Source organism: Candidatus Allofournierella excrementigallinarum, from assembly GCF_944388085.1.
In the GTDB taxonomy this organism is placed as follows: domain Bacteria; phylum Bacillota; class Clostridia; order Oscillospirales; family Ruminococcaceae; genus Allofournierella_A; species Allofournierella_A excrementigallinarum.
The window spans coordinates 50,047-68,205 of the sequence record NZ_CALXHK010000005.1 but is presented as its reverse complement, the minus strand read 5'-3'; the positions used below and the strand labels follow the sequence as shown (position 1 = coordinate 68,205).

15 protein-coding genes are annotated in these 18,159 nt (G+C 66.1%); 2 read left to right on the top strand and 13 right to left on the bottom strand.

The genetic code is table 11. The features are described from left to right. The 10 genes from ACH2AT_RS01905 to ACH2AT_RS01860 all read right to left on the bottom strand — a co-directional run. Positions 1-496: DNA gyrase subunit A (locus ACH2AT_RS01905; RefSeq protein WP_394963090.1), on the bottom strand; the 496-nt coding region annotated here is incomplete at its 3' end. Between the two features lie 26 nt (positions 497-522). Continuing rightward, positions 523-2,502, bottom strand: a complete 1,980-nt coding sequence (locus ACH2AT_RS01900) for a type IIA DNA topoisomerase subunit B (protein ID WP_394963088.1) — start codon at positions 2,500-2,502, stop codon at positions 523-525. Positions 2,503-2,660: 158 nt separating this feature from the next. After that, the gene (locus ACH2AT_RS01895) at positions 2,661-3,623 is read right to left on the bottom strand and encodes a hypothetical protein (RefSeq protein ID WP_394963086.1); all 963 of its coding nucleotides are present in this window, start codon (positions 3,621-3,623) and stop codon (positions 2,661-2,663) included. Positions 3,624-3,663: 40 nt separating this feature from the next. After that, positions 3,664-5,700, bottom strand: a complete 2,037-nt coding sequence (gene ftsH, locus ACH2AT_RS01890) for an ATP-dependent zinc metalloprotease FtsH (protein ID WP_394963094.1) — start codon at positions 5,698-5,700, stop codon at positions 3,664-3,666. A 159-nt stretch (positions 5,701-5,859) separates the two neighbouring features. After that, positions 5,860-6,405 carry a hypoxanthine phosphoribosyltransferase gene (gene hpt, locus ACH2AT_RS01885; RefSeq protein ID WP_394963084.1) on the bottom strand — a complete coding sequence of 182 codons (546 nt, stop codon included), beginning with the start codon at positions 6,403-6,405 and terminating at the stop codon, positions 5,860-5,862. Further along, complete coding sequence (gene tilS, locus ACH2AT_RS01880) at positions 6,402-7,763, bottom strand: tRNA lysidine(34) synthetase TilS (RefSeq protein WP_394963082.1); 1,362 nt, start codon at positions 7,761-7,763, stop codon at positions 6,402-6,404. The genes hpt and tilS overlap by 4 nt, the downstream gene beginning before the upstream one ends. After that, positions 7,750-9,153, bottom strand: a complete 1,404-nt coding sequence (dnaB, locus tag ACH2AT_RS01875) for a replicative DNA helicase (protein ID WP_394963080.1) — start codon at positions 9,151-9,153, stop codon at positions 7,750-7,752. Before dnaB ends, tilS begins: the two co-directional genes overlap by 14 nt. A gap of 70 nt (positions 9,154-9,223) precedes the next feature. Further along, entirely contained in the window at positions 9,224-9,670 is a 447-nt protein-coding gene (gene rplI, locus ACH2AT_RS01870) for a 50S ribosomal protein L9 (protein ID WP_394963078.1), read from the bottom strand. Between the two features lie 38 nt (positions 9,671-9,708). Further along, positions 9,709-11,691 carry a DHH family phosphoesterase gene (locus ACH2AT_RS01865; RefSeq protein WP_394963076.1) on the bottom strand — a complete coding sequence of 661 codons (1,983 nt, stop codon included), beginning with the start codon at positions 11,689-11,691 and terminating at the stop codon, positions 9,709-9,711. Positions 11,692-11,719: 28 nt separating this feature from the next. Then, positions 11,720-13,600, bottom strand: coding sequence for a ribonuclease J (locus ACH2AT_RS01860; RefSeq protein ID WP_394963074.1), 1,881 nt, complete (start codon positions 13,598-13,600; stop codon positions 11,720-11,722). 378 nt (positions 13,601-13,978) lie between these two features. On the opposite strand from ACH2AT_RS01860, the gene rnhA reads away from it, so the two are divergent. Together rnhA and mnmA are read left to right on the top strand one after the other, a co-directional pair. Next, on the top strand, positions 13,979-14,428 hold the full coding sequence (gene rnhA, locus ACH2AT_RS01855) for a ribonuclease HI (RefSeq protein WP_394963073.1): 450 nt from the start codon (positions 13,979-13,981) through the stop codon (positions 14,426-14,428). Positions 14,429-14,451: 23 nt separating this feature from the next. Further along, complete coding sequence (mnmA, locus tag ACH2AT_RS01850; protein ID WP_394963071.1) at positions 14,452-15,522, top strand: tRNA 2-thiouridine(34) synthase MnmA; 1,071 nt, start codon at positions 14,452-14,454, stop codon at positions 15,520-15,522. 69 nt (positions 15,523-15,591) lie between these two features. On the opposite strand, the gene coaD is transcribed toward mnmA, so the two are convergent. Genes coaD through lgt form a run of 3 tightly spaced genes read right to left on the bottom strand, consistent with a single transcriptional unit; the run spans position 15,592 to position 18,136 of the window. Continuing rightward, positions 15,592-16,104: a pantetheine-phosphate adenylyltransferase gene (gene coaD / locus ACH2AT_RS01845; protein ID WP_394963069.1), complete on the bottom strand. Its 513-nt coding sequence runs from the start codon at positions 16,102-16,104 to the stop codon at positions 15,592-15,594. Positions 16,105-16,153: 49 nt separating this feature from the next. After that, entirely contained in the window at positions 16,154-17,008 is an 855-nt protein-coding gene (locus ACH2AT_RS01840; RefSeq protein WP_394963067.1) for a bifunctional 5,10-methylenetetrahydrofolate dehydrogenase/5,10-methenyltetrahydrofolate cyclohydrolase, read from the bottom strand. 27 nt (positions 17,009-17,035) lie between these two features. Beyond that, positions 17,036-18,136 (bottom strand): prolipoprotein diacylglyceryl transferase, encoded by a 1,101-nt coding sequence (lgt, locus tag ACH2AT_RS01835; RefSeq protein WP_394963066.1) that lies wholly within the window; start codon positions 18,134-18,136, stop codon positions 17,036-17,038. Between the last annotated feature and the right edge of the window lie 23 nt (positions 18,137-18,159).

Genomic DNA, 18,159 nt, shown 5'->3' with positions numbered 1-18,159 from the left:
CGCACTCCACCGTATCCTTGTCGATGTCCCGGAACGGTTCCTCGCACCCCGGCTCCAGCTTGGCCTCGGTGTAGCGGCTGGCGGCGCAGGCCATGTCCCGGCTGTACGCCTTGCCGAAGTTGCCCTTGGAGTCCACAAAGGGCACCAGCAGGCTCTCGTTGCCCCGGCCCATGCGCACCATGGTGTCGTAGATGGCGGCGTCGCCGTGGGGGTTCAGGTGCATGGTGCTGCCCACGATGTTGGCGCTTTTGGTGCGCGCGCCCTTGAGCAGGCCCATCTCGTACATGGTGTAGAGCAGCTTGCGGTGGGCGGGCTTGAAGCCGTCGATCTCCGGCAGCGCGCGGCTGACGATGACGCTCATGGCGTAGGGCATGTAGTTCTGTTCCAGCGTTTCGGTGATGGGCGAGCGCACCACCACGCCGGCGCCGGGGATCTCCACGTTGTCGCCCAGCTGGGGCCGGGCGAGCGCTGATTTTTTCGTCTGTTTTTTTGCCATTCTTGTCTTACCTCACAAATCTGCCGTCAGGACAAATCCAGCTCGTCCAGATACTCGGCCCCGTGCTCGGCGATGTGCTCCTTGCGGCCGGCAAGGTTGTCGCCCAGCAGCAGGTCGAACACGGCGGCGGTGCGCTCGGCGTCCTCCGGCTCCACCTTGATGAGGCGGCGGCTCTCCGGGTTCATGGTGGTGAGCCACATCATCTCGGGGTCGTTTTCGCCAAGGCCCTTGGAGCGCTGGATGGTGTACTTCTCCTTTTCGCCGATGCGCGCGAGGATGCCGGCCTTTTCCGGCTCGGTGTAGGCGAAGTAGGTGCGGGCTTTGGTGTTGATCTCGTACAGGGGGCTTTCGGCGATGTAGACGTAGCCCTCCTTGATGAGGGTGGGCACCAGCCGGTAGATCATGGTGAGGATGAGGGTGCGGATCTGGTAGCCGTCCACATCGGCGTCGGTGCAGATGACCACTTTATTGAAGCGCAGGTTGTCCAGGTTGAAGGTGGCCAGGTCCTTTTTGCTCTTGCCGCCCAGCTCCACGCCGCAGCCCAGCACCTTGATGAGGTCGGTGATGACCTCGCTTTTGAAGATGCGGTCATAATCCGCCTTGAGGCAGTTCAAAATCTTGCCGCGCACCGGCATGATGGCCTGATACTCCGAGTCGCGGCTGGTCTTGACCGCGCCCATGGCGGAATCGCCCTCCACGATGTAGAGTTCGCGCCGGGCGGGGTCCTTGGTGCGGCAGTCCACGAACTTCTGCACCCGGTTGGCGATGTCCATCTGGCTGACCATGGTCTTTTTGATGGACTGGCGGGTCTTTTCGGCGTGCTCGCGGCTCTGCTTGTTGATGAGCACCTGCTGGCAGAGTTTCTGGGCCTCGTCGGGCTTTTCCAGGAAATAGACCTCCAGATTGTGCTTCAAAAACTCGGTCATCACCTGGGCCACGCCCTTGTTGGTGATGGCTTTCTTGGTCTGGTTCTCGTAGCTGGTGCGGGTGGAGAAGCTGCTGGAAACGTAGATGAGGCAGTCCTGCACGTCGGCAAAGGTGATCTTGCTTTCGCCCTTCTTGTACATGCTCTTGCTTTTCAGGAATGCGTCGATCTGGTTCACAAAGGCGGTGCGCACCGCCCGGTCGGGGCTGCCGCCGTGCTCCAGCCAGCTGGAGTTGTGGTAGTATTCCAGCAGCTGGGTCTTGTTGGAAAAGCAGAAGGCGGCGCTCATCTTCACCTTGTATTCCGGCTGGTCCTCCCGGTCGCGGGCCATGGCGGTGGATTCGCAGTAGACCACCGGCGTCAGGCCGTCCAGCCCCGCGATCTCGTTCACATAGTCCTCAATGCCCTTCTGGTAGCAGAAGGTGGTGGTGGCCTTTTCCGGGCCGGTCTCGTCCACCAGCACCAGCTCCAGGCCCGCGTTCACCACCGCCTGCCGCTTCATGGTGTCGGCAAAATAGGCGGCGGGCACGTTCACGTCGGTGAACACCTCGGCGTCCGGCTTCCAGCGGATGGTGGTGCCGGTTTTGCGGCGGGGGGCGGGCTCCTTTTTCAAACCGCCCACCGGTTCGCCCTTTTTGAAGTCGATGTGGTAGTGGAAGCCGTCGCGCCAGACGTCGGCGGTCATCCACTCGCTGGCGTACTGGGTGGCGCAAAGGCCCAGGCCGTTCAGGCCCAGGGAGTATTCATAGTTATCCCCGCCCGCGGTGTATTTGCCGCCGGCGTACATCTCGCAGAAGACCAGCTCCCAGTTGTAGCGGTCCTCCTTGGGGTTGTAGTCCACCGGGATGCCGCGGCCTCCGTCCTCCACCTGGATGCTGCCATCCTTGAAGCGGGTGAGGGTGATGCGGGTGCCGTAGCCCTCGCGGGCCTCGTCGATGGAGTTGGAGAGGATCTCGAAGATGGCGTGGGCGCAGCCCTCCGCCCCGTCGGAACCGAAGATGACCGCCGGGCGTTTGCGCACCCGGTCGGCGCCTTTGAGGCTGACGATGCTCTCGTTTGAATATTCCTGTTTTTTTGCCAAGCCGTTCTCTCCTCTTTGCCCCGGCGCACGGCGGGGTCGTTCTTCTATATTTTGCGCACACAGATTTATTTAACCACGCCCGAACACAAAATGTCAAGGGATGGAAAAGCCGCGGCCCCTTTGAAAACCAAAGGGGCCGCGGCGTATTTTGTGCCTGGTCACAGGGTGAGCAAAAAGCCCACGGCGGCGATGATGGCGCACAGCACGGCGGTGATGGGGGGCGCCCAGCGGATGATGCGCCCGGCGATGACGTCGCGGGGATCTTCCTCGCCCTCGCCGTACTGCTCCTCATACGGTTCCTCATACTGCACCCGCGCCTGGTATTGGCCGCGGGCGGGCTGCGCCTGCCCGGCGGGCCGGGCGGCGCGGCGGGGCGGGGCCACGATCACGTCGTCGTCCTCGTCCAGGGGCGCGGCGGCCGCCGGGCGCCCCGAGATGGGCGGCACGGTGCGGGTGGGCTCCTCCTGGCGGACGGGCGGCACCATGCGGGTGGGCTCGTCGTCGGCGGCGGGCGCGGAGGCGCCGGTCTGCAGCAGGCTGGACAGGGTGTTCTGAAGCAGGATGCGGTCACAGCCGCACTCGCTGCACCACACGCCGTCCTCCTCGCGGGGATGGAAGGCGCCGCAGGCGCAGTACCAGCCCTCGTCCAGCACCTGGGGCACCACGGTGAGGCCCTCCTTGTGGGTGCGCTCGCACAGCTTTGCGGCCAGCTCGGCGGGCAGCTTTTTGGGCGGGGCCAGGCGCACACGGGGATAGGCGGTGAGGTCCACGGAACTGCCGTCGGCGAAGCGGGCCGTGCCCAGCTCCACCTCCACGCTGCCGATGGGCGAAGAACTGATATACACCGCGTCGTCCGCGCCGAAAACCTCGCCGTGGGCGGCGCTCAGGTCTTCATAGACGAACCGGTCCTGGCAGACCACCGCGCCGCTGCGGTCCTTGCACTTGAAGGTGATCTGCAGCCGGGTGAGGCGGGCGGCGGAGATGTTCTTGAAGGACAGGCAGACGGCGATGTCGCCGGTCACGTCGCCCTTGAGCAGCTCCACCTTGACGAACTGCACCGGGCTGCCCTTGGTGAAGTAGTTGGCGCGGGACTGGGCCAACAGGTCAAAATTTTCTTCCATGAGGCTTCGCTCCTTTCCATACCGTTGCGCGAAAGCCGCGTCAGGCCCGGGGCTCGCCGTCCGGGGCCTGGGCGGGCCCGGCGCTCTGCGCGGGCGCGGCGGGCGCGGCAGGCCCGGCGCTCTGCGCGGGCGCGGCGGGCTGCGGCGCTTCAGGGGCCTGGGGCTGCGCGGGCGCCTCGGCTGCGTCGGGGGCAGCGGGCTTCTCCGCTTCCTCGGGCAGCTGGCCGCCCTCCATCAGGGTCTTGAACTCCTCGCCGCTGAGCTTTTCGCGGCGCATCAGGGCCTGGGCCACCACTTCCAGCTGGTCGCGGTGCTCGGTGAGCATGCGGCGGGCGGTCTCGAAGGCCTCGTCCACGATGTCGCGGATCTCGCTGTCGATCTCGGCGGCAATGGTCTCGGAATAGCCGCGGCCCTGGGTGAAGTCGCGGCCCAGGAAGGTCTCGCCCGGGTCGGAACCGTAGACCACGGGGCCCATCCGCTCGGAGAAGCCGTAGCGGGTGACCATGGAGCGGGCGGTCTTGGTGGCGCGCTCCAGATCGTTGGAAGCGCCGGTGGAGATGTCGTCCAGCACCAGCAGCTCGGCCACGCGGCCGCCCAGCAGGGTGACGATCTGCTCCTGCATCTGGGTCTTGGTGACGTAGCTCTGGTCCTTTTCGGGCAGGCTCATGGTGTAGCCGCCGGCCATGCCGCGGGGGATGATGGAGATCTCATGCACCGGGTCGGCGGTCTTGCAGTAGTAATGGGTGATGGCATGGCCCGCCTCGTGGTAGGCGGTGAGGCGTTTTTCCTTCTCGGTGACCACGCGGCTCTTCTTCTCGGGGCCGGCCACCACCTTGATGCTGGCCTCCTCGATCTCCTGCTCGGTGATGGCCTTCTTGCCCCGGCGGGCGGCCAGCAGGGCCGCCTCGTTCACCAGGTTCTCCAGGTCGGCGCCGGAGAAGCCCACGGTGGTGCGGGCGATGGTCTTGAGGTTCACGTCGGGAGCGAGGGGCTTGTGGCGGGTGTGCACCTTCAGAATTTCCTCGCGGCCCTTGATGTCCGGCAGACCCACATACACCTGGCGGTCAAAACGGCCGGGACGCAGCAGGGCGTGGTCCAGGATGTCGGCGCGGTTGGTGGCGGCGATGACGATGACGCCCTCGTTGGCGCCGAAGCCGTCCATCTCCACCAGCATCTGGTTCAGGGTCTGCTCCCGCTCGTCGTGGCCGCCGCCGAGGCCGGTGCCGCGCTGGCGGCCCACGGCGTCGATCTCGTCGATGAAGATGATGCTGGGGGCGGTCTTTTTGGCCTTGTCAAAGAGGTCGCGCACGCGGGAAGCGCCCACGCCCACATACATCTCCACGAAGTCGGAGCCGGAGATGGAGAAGAAGGGCACGCCGGCCTCGCCGGCGCAGGCCCGAGCCAGCAGCGTTTTGCCGGTGCCCGGAGGGCCCACCAGCAGCACGCCGTGGGGGATGCGGGCGCCCAGGCTGTTGAACTGGCCGGGGTTTTTCAAAAACTGGACGATCTCTTCCAGCTCGTTCTTCTCCTCGTCGGCGCCGGCCACGTCGGCAAAGGTGGTCTTGCGCTTGTCCTCGGTCTGGTCCTTGACCTTGGCGCGGCCCACGTTCATGATGCCGCCGCCCTGGCTGCCGCGGTACATGGTGTAGAACACGAACACCATGCTGCCCACCAGCATGACCATCAGCAGGATGTCGAACCAGGGCACCTCGGCCCGGGCCGCGATGTAGTCATAGACCATGGGCGACGAGGGGTTTGCCTCGTTGTACTGGTCGATGTAGTCCTGCACGTAGTTCACGAACATGCCCGGATAGGGCAGCCGGTAGGTGATGTGGTAGATGCCCTCGCCCGAGGGCAGGATGTCCTGGGTGGTCTGCTGGCTGCCCATCATGGCGCTGAGCAGGCCCTGGGTGGTGTCGAGGGCCTGCTGCTGCTCGGCGGCGGCCTCCTTCACGCCCTCCGGCAGAGGCACCTCGCCCTCTTTCAGGGCCAGGCGCAGATTGCCGGTGTTCAGGTCCATCTCGAAGCCCACCACCTGGTTGGCCTCGAAGTAGTCCACCACCTTGGAGTAGGGCATGCTCGCCCCGCTGGAAGCGGTGGAGAAGGTGGTCCACAGGTTGAACGCCAGCAGGGCCAGCGCCAGCAGCACGGCGATGTAGACGCCGTTGAATTTTGGTCTGTGCTGCAAAAGCTCATCTCCTATCCGCGGGGGTCTTTCCCCCGCGTTTCATTTTGGTCAACCGCCGTAGACGTGGGGCTTGAGCACCCCCACAAAGGGCAGGTTGCGGTACTGCTCATCGTAATCCAGGCCGTAGCCCACCACGAACTCGTCCGGCACCTCAAAGCCCACATAGTCGGCCACGAGGTCCACCTTGCGCCGGCTGGGCTTATCCAGCAGGGTGGCGATGCGGATGCTGGCGGGGTTGCGCCCCTGCAGAAGGCCCTTGAGGTAAGAGAGGGTCATGCCGGAGTCCAGAATGTCCTCCACGATGAGGATATCCTTGCCGGAAAGGTCCTGGTCCAGGTCCTTCACGATCTTCACCACGCCGCTGGTCTTGGTGCCGCTGCCGTAGCTGGAGACCACCATGAAATCGATGGCGCAGGGCCGGTCGATGCAGCGCATCAGGTCGGCCATGTACACCACGGCCCCCTTGAGCACGGTGACCAGCAGAAGGTTCTTGCCGGCGTAGTCACGGGTGATCTGCGCGCCCATCTCGGCGCATTTTTCTTTCAGCTGCTCTTCGCTGAGCAGCACCTTGAGGATGTCGTCTCTCTGGCTCATTCCTCTTCCTCCCCATGTTCACGGTCAAAGGGCTCGGCCACCAGCAGCCGCCGGGTGGCTTCGTCCGGCCGCAGGCCGTGGGCGAACCCCTCGCCCCAGAGCCACACCACCCGGCCGCCCGCCGCCAGAAGCGGCAGCGCGCCGCGCCGGGAGGGCGGCACCTTTTTTTCGTTGAACAGTTTTTTCAGCGTTTTGTCCACGTTCCGCCCCGCGGGACGGAACACGTCCCCCGGCAGGCGGGTGCGCAGACAGAGGCTACTGCCTATTTTATCATAATCTGCGCAATTGTCGAAGGTTTTTTTTGCAGTTCGGGCAAATTTTATAGTTTCTTCACAATCGTCCCCTTCCACCAGCCGCAGCCGCAGCCCGAAGCCGCCGGGCAGCCGGTATTCGCCGGGGGCCGCCGTCACCGGTTCGAAGGCAGCGTGTTCCGTCACGCGGCGGCGTTCCAGCACTTCGCCCCGCACGGCCAGCAGCGCTCTGCCGGTGAGCTGCACCGCCCCTGCGCGGCGCTCCACAAGCGCCCGCAGCCGCGGGATGTCCCCCTTGCGCAGGGGCCGCTCGGCCTCCACCAGGATGCGCAGGGCCTCTTCCCTCTCGGTCTGCGGGGCGGCGGCCAGCGCGTCCAGCCGCCAGGCGCCGGGGCCGGCGGCAGCGCTCATCAGCAAGTGTTCCCCCCGCCCCCGCAAATATTGCGCAAGCTGGCCCATGCGGGCACAGAATTCTCCAAAAGCCGCTTCGGCCCCGGGGCAGGCCGCCTCGATGGCGGGCATGGCGTGGCGGCGCAGCCGGTTGCGGGCGTAGTCGTCGGAAAAATTGCTCTCGTCGGTGACCCAGGCGAGCCCCCGGCGGCGGCAGAAGTCCTCCGCCTCGGCCTTGGCGACGCCCAGCATGGGCCGCACGTAGCATCCGCGCACGGCGGGGATGCCCGCCGCGCCCCGCACCCCGGCCCCCCGGGCAAGGCGCAGAAGCAGCGTCTCGGCCTGGTCGGAGAGGGTGTGGGCGGTGGCGATCTTCACGCCGGGGCCCGCCAGCGTCTCGAAAAAACCGTAGCGGAGCTCGCGGCACCACTCCTCGCTGGGGCGGGCCGGCGGCGCGGCGGCGGCAAAGGCGTGAAGGGGCACGCCGTTCTTTTTGCAGAACTTTGCCACGAAGGCGGCGTCCCGGGCGGAATCTGCGCGCATGCGGTGGTCCACATGAACCGCCTCCACCCCAACGCCCAAAGCGCCTTTATATTCCAGCAGAAACTGCAACAGGGCCATGGAGTCGGCCCCGCCGGAGACCGCCGCAATGACCCTGTCGCCGGGCGCCAGCAGCTCTTTGCAGGCTGCCAGCACCCTTTCCTCAAATCGTTCCATGGTTATAATCCACATTCATGAACCGGGTGTGGGCGCCGTCCCAGGCAAGGTCCACCTTGCCGGTCTCGCCGTGGCGGTTCTTTGCGATGATGCACTCGGCGGTGGAGGCGTCGGACTCCTCCAGGCTCTGGCCGCTCATGGAGGCGTAGTAGCCCTCCCGGTACAAAAACAGCACGATGTCGGCGTCCTGCTCGATGGAGCCGGAGTCGCGCAGGTCGGAAAGCTGGGGCCGGTGGTCCGACCGGCCGCTGGCCTTTTCCGCCGCGCGGGACAGCTGGCTCAAAGCGATGACCGGCACGTTCAGCTCTTTGGCCATGATCTTGAGGTTTCGGGTGATGTCGCTGATCTCCTGCACCCGGTTCTCGGTGCGCCTGCCGCTGGTCATCAGCTGAAGGTAGTCGATGACCACCAGGCCGATGGGCGGGCGGGAGGGGTCCTGGTTGACCCGGCGGATCTTGGCCTTGACCTCGGGGATGGTGATGCCGGAGGTGTCGTCCATATAGATGGGCACGTCGTGCAGGATCTCCGAGGCGTGGGCCAGGTCGTCCCACTCGGCGTCGCCCAGCGCGCCGGAGCGGAAGGCGTGGCTGTCCACGCCCGCCTCGGCGGAGAGGATGCGGTTGGTCAGCTGCTCCTTGCTCATCTCCAGGCTGAAGATGGCCACCGGCACCCGCTGCTTTTTGGCCACGTTGGTGGCGATGTTCAAGGCAAAGCTGGTCTTGCCCATGCCGGGGCGGGCCGCCAGGATGACCAGGTCCGAGCGGCCCAGGCCGGTGAGGATGGTGTCCAGATAAGTAAACCCGGTGGGGATGCCCGCGTATTTTGACTTGTCCGGCCCGGTGATCTTCTGCAGGGTGCCCAGGGTCTCCACCAGGGCGGAAGAGAGTTTGGTCAGGCTGTTCTGCTCGCGGCCGGAGCGGATCTCATAGAGTTTCTGCTCGGCACTTTCCAAAAGCAGCTCGGCGCTGGGGGCCTCGCCGCTCTGCTGCAGGATGCTCTGGGCCACCTCCAGCACCTGGCGGGAGACAAACTTTTCCTGCACGATGCGGGCATAGGCCCCCACGTTGCTGATGCTGGGCACCGTCTCGCCCAGCCGCGCCAGATACACCTTGGCGGCGTCGGGGCTTTCGAACACGCCGGCGGCCACCACCGCGTCCAGCAGGGTGACCAGGTCCACCCGCTCGCCGGCGGTGAACAGCCGCACCATCTCGGAGAAGATCTCGCCGTTCTGGCGGACATAGAACATCTCCGGGCGCAAGGCCTCCACCAGTTCCGGCAGAACAGACTCGCTCTCCAGCAGCGCGGCGCCCAGCACCGACTGCTCGGCTTCCATGCTGTAGGGCTTTGCGACGCCCAGCGATTCAAGATCAAGGGTAGTAAAATCCTGCATGAGTCCTCATCCTTTGCCCCGCCCTTGCGCGGGGCGGCTGTTGCCTTGCGCGGGCGGCGGGCCCGCTTGCTTACAGTTCTTCCACCTTCACCTTGAAGGCCGCGCTCACGCCGGGGTGCAGCTTCACGGCGGCGGAATAGGTGCCGAAGTCCTTGATGTCCCGCTCCAGCTCCACCTTGCGCTTGTCGATCTCGGCGCCGGCCACCTTGCTCAGCGCCTCGGCCACGTCTTTGGCGGTGACCTTGCCGAACAGCCGCCCGGAGGCGCCGCCCTTGGCCTTGAGGGTGACGGTCTTGTCCTTCACCTTGTCCGCCAGGGCCTGCGCGGCGGCCCGGGCCTCGGCGGCGTGGTGCTCTTTGGCCTCGCTCTTGGTGCGGGCCATGTTCACCGCGGCGGCGTCCGCCGGGGCGGCAAGACCCCGGGGGAAGAGGAAGTTGCGGGCGTAGCCGTCCGACACGTCATGGATCTCGTCTTTTTTGCCGATGGTTTTGACGTCCTGTTTCAGAATGACCTTCATGGTTCGCTTCTCCTTTTATGTGGGCAGGCGGGCGGCCTTTACGGCTGCGCCGGCTGCTGATTTTTTGCGCTTTGCCGCTGCTGGCGGCGATAGTCGGCAATGGCGTCGCAGAGCATCTGCTCGGCGCGCTCGAGGCTTGTGTTCTTCAGCTGCGCGCCGGCCATGGTCATGTGGCCGCCGCCGCCCAGCTGCTCCAGGATCACCTGCACGTTCACCTTGCCCATGCTGCGGGCGGAGATGTTCACCCCGTCCCCTTTTTGCACCGCCACGAAGCTGGCGCCCACGCCGTTGATGGTGAGCAGGTCGTTGGCCGCCTGGGGCACCGCCACCGCCATGCCGGGAGGCAGCTCGCCGGACACCGACACAGCGCACCCCATATACAGCCGGGCGCTCTCCACCAGATTGGATTTGACGGTGTATTCCTCCAGCGAGGAGTTGAAGAGCAGCCGCACCTCTTCGGTGACCGCGCCCATCCGCCGCAGGTAGGCCGCGGCCTCAAAGGTGCGCACGCCGGTGTGCAGGGCAAAGCTGCGGGTGTCCAGCATGATGCCCGCCAGCAGCGCCTGGGCCTCCAGCGGGGTGGGGCTGGTCTCTTCGCCGGGCACATACTGCAAAAGTTCGCACACCAGTTCGCAGGTGGAGGAGGCGTAGGGCTCGTGGCAGAAAAGCACCGGGGTCTCGATGTGGCCCACGGCCTTGCGGTGGTGGTCGATGACCGCCGTCTGGCCGCATTTTTCCAGAAGCTCGCGGCTCTCCACCAGATTTGTGATGTGGGTGTCCACCACCACCAGCAGGGTGCTTTTTGTGGCCAGCTCGGCGGCCTTTTCCGGCTCGATGAAATCCTCGCCGAAGCCCGCTTTTTCAAATTCCTCGATCAGGTTGGCCGCCAGGGTGGCCTTGCGGCGCACCGCGATGACGGCGGGCACATCCAGCCCTTTGCAGATGCGCAGCACGCCCACCGCGGCGCCCAGGGCGTCCAGATCGGACATACGGTGGCCCATGATGACCACGCTGTCCGCCTGGCGCACCAGATCCACCAGGGCGTTGGCCAGGATGCGGCTCTTGACCCGGCTGCGTTTTTCCACGCTGCGGGTCACGCCGCCGTAAAACTCGAATCCGTCGGGGGTCTTCACCGCCGCCTGGTCGCCGCCGCGGCCCAGGGCCATGTCCAGCGACTGCTGGGCCATCTGCTGGCACTCTTTGAGGCAGCTGCCTCCCCGGCCCACGCCGATGGAGAGGGTCAGCTGCACCCCTTCGTTCAGCGAGCGCACCTTGTCCAGCAGATCGAAACGGGCGGCCACGATCTCCTTCATGTGGCGCTCCTCCACAACGGCGATGTAGCGGGAGACTGACACCCGGCGCAAAAAGCCGTTGGTGCGGGCGAAGTACTGCTCCAGCGTGCGGTTGAGCGCCTCCATCACATGGCTGCGCTCGGAGTCCCGCAGGTCGGCCACCAGCTCCTGGTAGCCGTCCACCTCGATGATGAGGTAGGCCGGGCGGCTGGCGGCGTATTCGGCGGCGGCGTTTTTCAGCTCGGTGTCGTCGGTCAGATACAAAATGGCGCAGCCGCCCGCGCCGGGGGCGGAAAAGGCGGTGTAGCGCCGGCCCGCCCGTTCCAGGCTCTGGCCCTTTTCTTCGGCGCACTGGCGCAGGTCCAGGCCGGGCAGGGCCCGGCTCACCGGCTGGAGGAAGGCGTCCTCCCCGGCCAGCAGCCGGGTGCGGAAGGCGTCGTTGTACCACACCATCGTCTTGCCGCTGAGCAGCGCCGCCGGAATGCGCAGGGCCGCCAGACTGAGCTGGAGCTCGCTGCCCTCGAATCTTGTGCAGCCGACCGCGCGGCAGACCGACCGGCGGATATGCCGCCCGCCCAGGATGAGGCCGGCGGCGATGAGCGCCAGGGCAGGCGCCAGCACCAGCAGGCTGGCCGGCTTCAGCACCGCCAGAACAGCGGCGAGCACACAGCACAGCGCCAGCAGCGCCGCGCAGGCAAGCTCCAGGGTAAGACGGGGTCGGTCGCGCATGGGACATTCGCCTCCTTGGGAAAAAGGGTCAGACTTCCATCAGAATGGGCAAGATCATGGGGCTGCGCTTAGTGCGCCGGTAGATATAGGCGGAGAGAGTCTCCCGCACGCGGGTCTTGACGCTGTTCCAGTCGTGGGTGCGCTCGGCGCGGCAGCGCTCGAAGCATTGGATGACCAGGCGGCGGGCCTCTTCCATCAGTTCCTCGCTCTCCCGCACATACACAAAGCCCCGGCTGACCAGGTCCGGCCCGGCCAGCAGCTGCCCGCCGGCGGAGACGGTGGCCACCACGATGACCAGGCCGTCCTGAGAGAGGTGGCGGCGGTCCCGCAGGACCACGTTGCCCACGTCGCCCACGCCCAGGCCGTCCACCATCACCGCGCCGGCGGGCACCGGCTCGCCCGTCTCCAGCCCGTCGGCGGACAGGCGGATGTCCTGCCCGATCTCGGCGATGTGGATGTTGCTTGCCGGGATGCCCAGGCTTTCGGCGGTCATGGCGTGCTTTTTCAGCTGCTTGTACTCGCCGTGCACCGGCAGGAAGAACTTGGGCGAAGTGAGGGTGAGGATGAGCTTCTGCTCCTCCTGGCAGGCGTGGCCGGAAACATGCACGTCGTACATGGATTCATAGATGACCTCCGCGCCCAGCAAAAGCAGGCCGTTCACCACCTTGGTGACCATCTTCTCATTGCCGGGGATGGGGGTGGCGGAGATGATGATGAAGTCCCCCGGGCCCACATGCACGTTGCGGTGGCTGGACGAGGCCATGCGGGAGAGCGCGCTCAGCGGCTCGCCCTGGCTGCCGGTGGTGATGAGCACGATCTTCTCCGGCGGATACTTGTTCAGCTGCTCGATGTCGATGAGCACCCCTTCGGGAGCGTGCAGGTATCCCAGCTCCAGGGCCATCTGGGTGTTGTTGGCCATGCTGCGGCCGCTCACTGCCACCTTGCGGCCGTTCTCCACCGCCAGGTCGATGATCTGCTGGATGCGGTAGAGGTTGGAGGCGAAGGTGGCGATGATGATGCGCTGTTTGTCCGCCCGGCGGAACAGGTTCGCAAAGCTCTGGGCCACCTTCTTCTCGGTGGCGGTGAAGCCGGGGCGCTCGGCGTTGGTGGAATCGCTCAGCAGCGCCAGCACGCCCTTGGCGCCGTACTCCGCGAAGGCGGCCAGGTCGGTGGGCCCGCCGGAGAGGGGGGTGTAGTCCACCTTGAAGTCGCCGGTCTGGATGACGATGCCCGCCGGGCACTCGATGGCGAAGGCCACCGCGTCGGGGATGGAGTGGTTCACATGGATGGGGTCGATGGAAAAGCAGCCCAGCTTGAACTTGCGCCGGGGGGTGATCTCCACCAGCTTGGTGCGGCCCAGCAGGCCGTGCTCCTCCAGCTTGTTCTTGATGAGGCCGATGGTGAGCCGGGTGGCATACACCGGCAGGTTCACCTGCTTGAGCAGGTAGGGCAGCGCGCCGATGTGGTCCTCGTGGCCGTGGGTGATGACGACGCCCTTGATCTTGTCTTTATTCTGCGCCACATAGGTGAAGTCGGGGATGACCAGGTCCACGCCGAACATGTCGCTGTCCGGGAAGACGAGGCCGCAGTCCACCATGAGCATGTCGCCCTGGCACTCGTACAGGGTGATGTTCTTGCCCACTTCGCCAAGGCCGCCCAGCGGGATGATGTGCATGGGGGTGGCGGCGGGGCCGTTTTTCTGCTTTTGCTGAGGCCGGCGGGTGCGGCTGTAGAAGGGCTTGCGGCGGGCATTGTCCGCCGGGCGGTTTTCGGTGGGCTGGGCCGCCGCCTTGGGGGCGGGCTTCGCCCTGCCGTTTTTGCCCGTTTCGGGCTTTGCCGGGGCCGCCGCTTTGGAAGCGCGGGGCGCCCTGGGCTTGCGGGCGTTCTTTTCGGGACTGGGTTGATTCATAAAATTCCTCCGTAAAATGGTGCGCGAAAAACGCCCGGGCCGCCGCGGAGCGCGGGCCGGGGCAAGGCGCGGGGTGGATGGGCGTATGTAGCCCTCTTGCAGGGTTCGGGTGGGTCTCGCGGCAGCGCCGCCGGGCACGAAAAGTCCATTTGTTCAATGCGACCGGGCCCTTTTTTGTAACGCACTCGGGTTTTAAGCAGATGCTTAAAGTTACATTCATTATACAGCCGGATATCGGTGATTGTCAACAAAAAGGGCGGGCTGCCTCACGACAGTATAGACAAAAAGCGGCCCCGTGATGCCTTGTCCGCCGGGGCCAAATCAGGTATAATAAGAACATCCGCCCCGCCTCCGCGGGGCAGCAGGACGGAGGAGCCCATGAAACAGATCGAAATTTTCACCGACGGCGCCTGCAGCGGCAACCCCGGCCCGGGCGGCTGGGGCGCGGTGCTGCGCTACAAGCAGCACGAAAAGGAGCTGAGCGGGGGCGAAGCTGAGACCACCAACAACCGCATGGAGCTGACGGCCCTCATCGCGGCGCTGGAGCAGCTGAAGGAGCCCTGCGAGATCACGCTGTGCAGCGATTCCAAATATGTCATTGACGGCCTGGAAAAGGGCTGGGCCAAGGGCTGGCGCGCCCGGGGCTGGAAAAAAGCGGACAAGTCCCCCGCTTTGAACCCCGACCTGTGGGAGAAGCTGCTGGACCTGGCCGAGGGCCACGTCATCCACTGCAAATGGATCAAGGGCCACGCCGGCCACCCGGAAAACGAGCGGTGCGACCGGCTGGCGGTGGCCCAGAGCAAAAAATTCGGCGGGCGGCAGGCCTGAAAAAGAATAAGGAGTTTTGAGCAATGAGCGATGCGTTTTTGCCCGGCAGCGGGTTTTCCACCTTTGAGGCGGCGGACAAGGTGCTGGTGGGGCTTTCCGGCGGGGTGGACAGCGCCGTCTGCGTGAATGTGCTGCGCCAGCAGGGCTTTGAGGTGCAGGGTGCGGTCATCCGCTTCTCCCCCGCCCACGGCAAGGCGGTGGCCGAGGCCCAAAAGGCCGCGGCGGCGCTGGGCGTGCCGCTGGCGGTGATCGACGCGGGCGAGGCCTTTGAGAAAGAAGTGGTGGAGCCCTTCTGCGCGGCTTACTGCGCTGGGCGCACCCCCAACCCCTGCGTTTTGTGCAACCCGGCGGTGAAGTTCAAATTGCTGGCGGCCGAGGCGGACAAGCTGGGCTGCCGCTTCATCGCCACCGGCCACTACGCCCGGGTGGAGGATCGGGGCGACGGCGTCTACACCGTCTGCAAAGCGGTGAGCGCCGCCCGGGACCAGAGCTACATGCTCTACCGCCTGGGGCAGGACATCCTCGGCCGCCTGTGCCTGCCGCTGGGCGAGTTTGAAAAGGACGACGTGCGCCGGATGGCCCGGGAGGCCTCTCTCCCCTGCGCCGACGCGCCGGACAGCATGGAGATCTGCTTTGTCCCCGACGGGGACTACGCGGCTTTCATCGAGGGCCGGGGCCTTGCGGGCAGGGAGGGGCATTTCATCGCCCCGGACGGCGCGGACCTGGGCCCCCACAAGGGGGTGCTGCGCTACACCCTGGGCCAGCGCAAGGGGCTGGGCCTTGCTTTGGGCAAGCCCGCTTTCGTGAAAGCCATCCGGGAAAACGGCGACGTGGCGCTGGGCTGGGCCGGGGAGGAGTTCTTCGGCGGCATGCGTCTTTCGGACGTGTGCACCCCCGACGGCGCGCCCCTGCCCGCCGGGCGCTACGAGGTGAAGGTGCGCAGCGCCGCCGCGCCGGCGGGCTGCACCTTCGACGGCGAGACGCTGGTGCGGTTCGACGAGCCCGCCCGCGCCCCCGCGCCCGGTCAGAGCGCCGTGTTCTACGACGGCGACGCGGTGGTGGGCGGCGGCTTCATCGCCGAGGCGCTGGATTGACCCGCAGCACAAAAAAGGCCGGCGGCTTTTCCCCGTTCAGGGAGAAGCCGCCGGTATTTTTTTGCGTTCTCAGGCGTTGGGCAGCGCCCCGGAAGCCGGGGCAAGGCGCTTTTGGATGTCCTCCAGAAGTGCGGGGCAGACGAACTCGGAGATATCGCCGCCGAAGCTGGCCACCTGCCGCACCACCGAACTGGACAGGTACATATACTGGATGTCGGTGGTGAGGAAGAGCGTTTCCAGGCTGGGATAGAGCTTTTTGTTGGTGAGAGCCATCTGGAACTCGTACTCGAAGTCGGTCACCGCCCGCAGGCCCTTCACCAGGGTGCAGGCCCCCTGCTGCCGGGCGTAATCCGCCAGCAGGCCGGCGTAGTAGTCCACCCGCACATTGGGGATGTCGGAGGTGACTCGGCGGGCCATCTCCACCCGCTCGGCGGCGGTGAAGGCGGTGCTGGACTTGGTGTAGTTCACCATGATGAGGACGATCACCTCGTCAAAGAGGGCCGCCGCACGGCGGATGATGTCCAGGTGGCCCTTGGTGATGGGGTCGAAGCTGCCGGGGCAGATGGCGATGCGTTTTTCCATGTGGTTCAGTCCTTTCCCGGGCAAAGGCCCGGCGGGATGGGGCGCTTTTTCAGCGCCCGGCGGCCATGCGGGCGGCCTGCACCGTGTTGCACAGCAGCATGGCCCGGGTCATCAGGCCCACGCCGCCGGGCACCGGCGTGATGAAGGCGGCCTTTTCGGCGGCGGCTTCAAAGTCCACATCGCCGCAGAGCTTGCCGTCCGCGCCGCGGTTGATGCCCACGTCGATCACCGCCGCGCCGGGCTTGACCATGCCGCCGGTGATGAACTTCGCCTTGCCGATGGCGGCCACAAGGATGTCCGCCTCGGCGCAGATCTTCGCAAGGTCTTTGGTGCGGGAGTGGCAGACGGTGACGGTGGCGTTCTCCCGCAAAAGCAGCAGCGCGGCGGGTTTGCCCACGATGTTGCTGCGGCCCACCACCACCGCGCGCCTGCCCTCGATGGGGGCTCCGGCGGCCTTGAGCATCTCGATGCAGCCGGCGGGGGTGCAGGGCAGAAAGCACTGCTGGCCGATGGCCAGCCGCCCCACGTTCACCGGGGTGAAGCCGTCCACGTCCTTTTCGGGGGGGATGGCGGCGATGACCGCCTGCTCGTCGATGTGGGCAGGCAGCGGCAGCTGCACCAGCACCCCGTGCACCGAAGGGTCGCTTGCCAGAAGGCTCAGCTGCTCCAGCACCTCGGCCTGGCTGGCGCTTTCGCCCATGCGCACAAGGCGGCTCTCGATGCCGCACTCATGGCAGTCGTTCTGCTTGCCCCGCACATACACCTCGCTGGCCGGGTCGCTGCCCACCAGCATCACCGCGAGGCAGGGGTTTATCCCCTGCTCTTTGAGCCGGGCCACCTCTTCGGCCGCCCGCCGTTTGATCTGGGCTGCCAGAGCTTTTCCGCTGATGATCTGCGCCGCCATGGCGTTTTCCCCCTTTCGTTCGGGTCGTTATTCTTCCGCTGTCTCCTGCTGCCCGGCCTCCGGGGCGCTTTCTTCCGCCGGGGCATTCTCCTCCGCCAGAGCGGCGGCCCGGGCGGCCCAGTTGGTCTGGGCGATCTGGGCGGTCTGGGCCGCGAAGGCCGCGTGGGAAGCGCCCACCGGCAGCTTGCCGGCAATGGAGGCGATCTGCGCGTCGGTCAGGCCGGCGGCGCGGGCCTGTTTGAGGGCGCCGCCGCTCACCGCCAGCTGCACCTGGAAGGGCACGCCCTTGTGCTTTCTGCCCAGCACGGCCAGCAGCACAAGGCCCGCCACCACGCACACAAGGGCAACCACCTGGCTCACCCGCAGCCCCAAGCCGGGGATGAGCAGGGAGTCGGTGCGCAGGCCCTCGATCCAGAAGCGGCCCGCGCCGTACCACACGGCGTAGAGCAGGGCGATCTGGCCGTTGTAGCGGCGCTTTTTCAGGAAGGCCCACAGGGCGAAAAAGCCCACGAAGCACCAGATGCTCTCATACAGGAAGGTGGGGTGCACCGGCATGGAGGGGTCCACCATGACCCCCTGGGCGGCCAGGTCGTCCTGCCACCAGGTCAGATACTCGTGGGTGGCGCGGCTGTACATGCCGAAAAGGGAGTTGGTGTTGGTGCCGAAGGCCTCCTGATTGAAGAAGTTGCCCCAGCGGCCCATGCCCTGGCCGACGAGAAAGCCCATGGCCACCAGATCGAAGGTGGGCAGGATGGGCACGCCCCGCCACCTGCAGGCGAGGCCGCCGAACACCGCCGCGCCGATCACCGCGCCGTAGATGGCGATACCGCCGTCCCGCAGGTTGATCATGTCCCAGATGGAGTCGTATTGGAAGGGGGCGAAGGCCACGTAGTAGGCCCGGGCGCAGACGATGGCACACACCGTGCCCACCAGCACCACGTCCACCAGACGGTCGGCGTCCACGCCGAAGTCCGCCGCATAGTGGAAGGCAAACGCCAGCGCCAGCAGCAGGCCTGCGGCGATGATGAGGCCGTACCAATAGATGTTCAGGCCGCCCAGGGTAAAGGCCACCCGGTCAATTTCAAGCTCCAGCCCCAGGCGGGGGAACTGGATCAGATTCGTCGTCATAAGCTGTTTCTCCTTTTCTGCCC

Coding starts and splice junctions, on each gene's coding strand:
- ACH2AT_RS01895 (WP_394963086.1), bottom strand. CDS start 3,623: ATGGAAGAAAATTTTGACCTGTTGGCCCAGTCCCGCGCCAACTACTTC.
- ftsH (WP_394963094.1), bottom strand. CDS start 5,700: ATGCCCTACTCCAAGGTGGTGGACTACTTCGAGGCCAACCAGGTGGTG.
- hpt (WP_394963084.1), bottom strand. CDS start 6,405: ATGAGCCAGAGAGACGACATCCTCAAGGTGCTGCTCAGCGAAGAGCAG.
- tilS (WP_394963082.1), bottom strand. CDS start 7,763: ATGGAACGATTTGAGGAAAGGGTGCTGGCAGCCTGCAAAGAGCTGCTG.
- dnaB (WP_394963080.1), bottom strand. CDS start 9,153: ATGCAGGATTTTACTACCCTTGATCTTGAATCGCTGGGCGTCGCAAAG.
- rplI (WP_394963078.1), bottom strand. CDS start 9,670: ATGAAGGTCATTCTGAAACAGGACGTCAAAACCATCGGCAAAAAAGAC.
- ACH2AT_RS01865 (WP_394963076.1), bottom strand. CDS start 11,691: ATGCGCGACCGACCCCGTCTTACCCTGGAGCTTGCCTGCGCGGCGCTG.
- ACH2AT_RS01860 (WP_394963074.1), bottom strand. CDS start 13,600: ATGAATCAACCCAGTCCCGAAAAGAACGCCCGCAAGCCCAGGGCGCCC.
- rnhA (WP_394963073.1), top strand. CDS start 13,979: ATGAAACAGATCGAAATTTTCACCGACGGCGCCTGCAGCGGCAACCCC.
- mnmA (WP_394963071.1), top strand. CDS start 14,452: ATGAGCGATGCGTTTTTGCCCGGCAGCGGGTTTTCCACCTTTGAGGCG.
- coaD (WP_394963069.1), bottom strand. CDS start 16,104: ATGGAAAAACGCATCGCCATCTGCCCCGGCAGCTTCGACCCCATCACC.
- ACH2AT_RS01840 (WP_394963067.1), bottom strand. CDS start 17,008: ATGGCGGCGCAGATCATCAGCGGAAAAGCTCTGGCAGCCCAGATCAAA.
- lgt (WP_394963066.1), bottom strand. CDS start 18,136: ATGACGACGAATCTGATCCAGTTCCCCCGCCTGGGGCTGGAGCTTGAA.